The 4,059-nt window shown below is 56.6% G+C and carries 4 protein-coding genes; 3 read left to right on the top strand and 1 reads right to left on the bottom strand.

Annotated features, from left to right (window positions below; translation table 11 throughout):
• Positions 1 to 110: 110 nt before the first annotated feature.
• Entirely contained in the window at positions 111 to 1,247 is a 1,137-nt protein-coding gene (rlmG, locus tag ACOTX2_RS11220; RefSeq protein WP_023298689.1) for a 23S rRNA (guanine(1835)-N(2))-methyltransferase RlmG, read from the bottom strand.
• A gap of 83 nt (positions 1,248 to 1,330) precedes the next feature.
• On the opposite strand from rlmG, the gene ACOTX2_RS11215 reads away from it, so the two are divergent.
• The 3 genes from ACOTX2_RS11215 to ACOTX2_RS11205 form a co-directional block, all read left to right on the top strand.
• On the top strand, positions 1,331 to 1,834 hold the full coding sequence (locus ACOTX2_RS11215) for a M48 family metallopeptidase (protein WP_063147861.1): 504 nt from the start codon (positions 1,331 to 1,333) through the stop codon (positions 1,832 to 1,834).
• 70 nt (positions 1,835 to 1,904) lie between these two features.
• Positions 1,905 to 2,903, top strand: coding sequence for a Gfo/Idh/MocA family protein (locus ACOTX2_RS11210; RefSeq protein ID WP_022649469.1), 999 nt, complete (start codon positions 1,905 to 1,907; stop codon positions 2,901 to 2,903).
• A 252-nt stretch (positions 2,904 to 3,155) separates the two neighbouring features.
• Positions 3,156 to 4,059, top strand: a 904-nt coding sequence (locus ACOTX2_RS11205; RefSeq protein ID WP_421625917.1) for a TerC family protein, incomplete at its 3' end; no start/stop codon positions are given.

Genomic DNA, 4,059 nt, shown 5'->3' with positions numbered 1-4,059 from the left:
GCTTACCGGGCCTACGGGTCCGAGGCCATTGTAGGCCCGGTAAGCGAAGCGCCACCGGGCATTTGAAACCGTAGGCCTGTGCAAGCGAAACGCCGCCAGGCAAAACGATCTTATCGACGACGCCCCAGCTTCACCGACTTCAGCACCACAAACTTGTTGTTTGTCGCAATGGTGACGCAGTTACCGAAAATCTTCTTCAGCTTGTGGAAGTAGTCCAGATGGCGGTTCGCCACGATGTACAGCTCGCCGTTGATTTTCAGGCAGCGGCGCGCGTGGTGGAACATCTCCCACGCGACGTTATCCGTCAGGGCGTGCTTCTGGTGGAACGGAGGATTGCAAAACACCGCGTTGAAGCGGAAAGGCTCTACGCCGGACAGCGCGTTATTGATCATAAACTCGCAGCGATCCAGCGCCTCCGGCAGATTGGTTTCCACGTTCAGACGGCTTGAAGCCACCGCCATTGGCGATTCGTCGCTGAACACCACGCTGGCCTCCGGGTTCTTCGCCAGCAGCGTCAGGCCAATCACGCCGTTACCGCAGCCGAGATCGACAATCTCCCCTTCCAGGTTTTCCGGCAGATGTTCCATAAAGAAACGTGCGCCGATATCCAGACCGGTTCGGGAGAAGACGTTCGCGTGGTTGTGGATGGTCCAGTCGGTCCCTTCCAGCTTCCAGCTCAGGGTCTCTGGCGCGTCGGCCAGTTCCGGCGCGCTGAAGGTACAGTTGATCAGGCGCGCTTTTTTCCAGGCCAGCGTCGTAGTGGTCGGGCCGAGCACTTTCTCGAACAGTTCCAGCGTCGAGGTGTGAATATCACGCGCCTTGGCGCCCGCGATGATGCGCGTTTCTGGCGTCACGACTTTACGCAGCGCGCGCAGTTGCTGCTCCAGCAGCGCCATGGTTTTGGGCACTTTAATCAGCACCACGCCTGGCGCCTGCGGGTAGTCCGCGGTGCTGTCGAGGAACTTCACGCTGGATTCGTCGATATCGTTGTGACGCAGGTTTTCACGCGTCGCCAGCTCGCTTAAGTAAGAATCGCCGATACTGTAAGGCGCATGTTCCGCGAGCGCACAGCCCAGCGCGCCAAACGCGTCATTCAGGATCAGTACCGGGCCGCGGATTTCAGTCTCATCCAACTGCTGCAGCAGATATTCATCCGCCGCTTCCCACGCCTGAAGCGGGTTCACGTCGTCCGTTTCCGGGAAACGTTTAAGGTTGAGTGAACGGAAACCGTTGTCTAAGTGGCTCATCGGCCCTCCTGAATGGTAAAATTTGGCGTATCCCTGAAAAGGGTGCGTGAGTATACCCGTTTTCACACTATTTTGGGGTTTTGATGAACCAGCTGACTTATCTCCAGGGCTACCCGGAGCAATTACTATCCCAGGTTCGCGGCCTGATCGCCGGGGGAAAGCTCGGCGCGGTGCTGGAAAAACGCTACCCGGGCACGCATGATTTCGCGACTGACAAAGCCCTCTGGCAGTATACGCAGGATCTGAAAAGCCAGTATCTGAAGAGCGCCCCGCCGATCAACAAGGTGATGTACGACAACAAGATCCACGTGCTGAAAAACGCGCTCGGCCTGCATACCGCCATCTCCCGCGTGCAGGGCGGCAAGCTGAAGGCTAAGGCGGAGATCCGCGTCGCGACCGTCTTTCGCAATGCGCCGGAAGCCTTTCTGCGGATGATCGTGGTGCACGAGCTGGCGCACCTGAAAGAGAAAGATCACGACAAAGCGTTCTATTCCCTGTGCTGCCATATGGAGCCGCAGTACCACCAGCTGGAGTTTGATACCCGTTTGTGGCTGACGCATTTATCGTTAAAGAGTAATGCGCAGTAGCGCACGCGAAATGTCATGAGGACGTGCTACAGTGGCTTTAGGTTCCCTGCTACGGAGTACGTAAACGTTTATGATACGTTTCGCAGTCATCGGTACGAACTGGATCACGCGCCAGTTCGTCGACGCCGCCCACGAAACCGGCAAATATAAGCTCACCGCAGTCTATTCCCGCAGCCTTGAGCAGGCGCAAAGTTTTGCGAATGACTACCTGGTTGAACATCTGTTCACCTCACTCGATGAGATGGCGCAAAGCGACGCCATTGACGCGGTCTATATCGCCAGCCCGAATGCTCTGCACTTCCCGCAAACGAAGCTGTTCCTCAGCCATAAAAAGCATGTGATCTGCGAGAAGCCGCTGGCGTCGAATATCCACGAAGTGGAAGCCGCCATTGCGCTTGCCCGCGAAAACCAGGTGGTGCTGTTTGAAGCGTTCAAAACCGCCAGCCTGCCCAACTTCCTGCTGTTGCAGCAGTCCCTGCCGAAAATTGGCAAAGTGCGTAAAGCCTTTATCAACTACTGCCAGTATTCCTCGCGCTACCAGCGCTATCTGGACGGCGAAAACCCGAACACCTTTAACCCGGCCTTCTCGAATGGCTCGATTATGGATATCGGTTTTTACTGCCTGGCCTCTGCGGTTGCGCTGTGGGGGGAACCACACGGCGTGACGGCCACCGCCAGCCTGCTGGAGAGCGGCGTGGATGCACACGGCGTTGTGGTGCTGGACTACGGTGATTTCAGCGTGACGTTGCAGCACTCGAAGGTCAGCGACTCCGTGCTGCCAAGCGAAATTCAGGGCGAAGACGGCTCGCTGGTGATCGAAAAAATCTCCGAATGCCAGAAGCTCAGCATCGTTCCGCGCGGCGGAAAAGCGCAGGAGCTGACGCAGCCTCAGCATATTAACACTATGCTTTATGAGGCAGAGGTCTTCGCCCGTCTGGTAGAAGACAACGAAGTGAACCACCCGGGACTGGCGATCAGCCGCACCACGGCGAAGCTGCAAACGGAGATCCGCCGACAGACCGGCGTAATCTTCCCCGCAGACGGCGTGAATGTGGAAGCCGTCGCGTAAAGCTGTGTAATGAAATCGTGCAGACCATTGACGAAATCAATGGTCTGACATAATTTGTTACCTGCAAAGGGGAGTAACTTCTTCGCCGGTGGATCGTCATTACGATGCGTGCAAAACCGCATCCGGTCGCCGGGCAACCTTCGTGGTTGTAAGTGAGACCTTGCCGGAAGGCGAGGTCTATGCATAAAAAGCTAACGGCTATCGTCTTCTGACCATAGCCGTTTTTGTTTTTTTATGTGTAAGGAAAATAGTATGCATTCTGTCGGCACTCCAATGCTGTGGGGCGGATTCGCGGTTGTCGTGCTCATCATGCTGGCGATCGACCTCTTTTTGCAGGGTCGTCGCGGCGAACACGGCATGAGCGTTAAGCAAGCCGCCGTCTGGTCGCTGGTATGGGTTACCCTCTCACTTCTTTTCTGCGCCGCCTTCTGGTGGTATCTGGCCTCAACCGAAGGTCGCGCGGTGGCCGATCCTCAGGCACTCGCCTTCCTCACCGGCTATCTGATTGAAAAAGCGCTGGCGGTTGATAACGTCTTCGTCTGGCTGATGCTGTTCAGTTACTTCGCCGTGCCTGCGGCCCTGCAACGCCGCGTGCTGGTATACGGCGTGCTGGGCGCCATCATCCTGCGTACCATCATGATCTTCGCCGGTAGCTGGCTGATTACCCAGTTCGAATGGCTGCTGTACGTGTTTGGTGCGTTCCTGCTGTTCACCGGGGTCAAAATGGCGCTGGCGAAAGAAGACGATACCGGTATCGGTGATAAGCCGCTGGTGAAGTGGATCCGGGGTCATCTGCGCATGACGGACAAGATCGAGAGCGAGCATTTCTTCGTGCGTAAGAACGGCCTGCTGTTCGCCACCCCGCTGCTGCTGGTGCTGATTCTGGTCGAGCTGAGCGACGTGATTTTCGCGGTGGACAGTATCCCGGCTATCTTCGCAGTTACCACCGACCCGTTCATCGTGCTGACCTCGAACCTGTTCGCGATCCTCGGCCTGCGTGCGATGTACTTCCTGCTGGCGGGCGCGGCAGAGCGCTTCTCAATGCTGAAGTACGGTCTGTCGGTGATTCTGGTCTTTATCGGTATCAAGATGCTGATTGTTGATTTCTACCATATCCCGATCGCCATTTCGCTCGGCGTGGTGTTTGGCATTCTGC

Origin of the sequence: Enterobacter cloacae complex sp. IR5412 (genome assembly GCF_049237385.1) — a bacterium.
Classification (GTDB): Bacteria; Pseudomonadota; Gammaproteobacteria; order Enterobacterales; family Enterobacteriaceae; genus Enterobacter; species Enterobacter intestinihominis.
Note: the sequence above shows the minus strand (reverse complement) of the source record. Positions and strands in the feature narration are given on the sequence as shown.

Excerpts from the sequence above, each read along its gene's own strand:
- rlmG (WP_023298689.1), bottom strand. The coding sequence starts at position 1,247 with ATGAGCCACTTAGACAACGGTTTCCGTTCACTCAACCTTAAACGTTTC.
- ACOTX2_RS11215 (WP_063147861.1), top strand. The coding sequence starts at position 1,331 with ATGAACCAGCTGACTTATCTCCAGGGCTACCCGGAGCAATTACTATCC.
- ACOTX2_RS11210 (WP_022649469.1), top strand. The coding sequence starts at position 1,905 with ATGATACGTTTCGCAGTCATCGGTACGAACTGGATCACGCGCCAGTTC.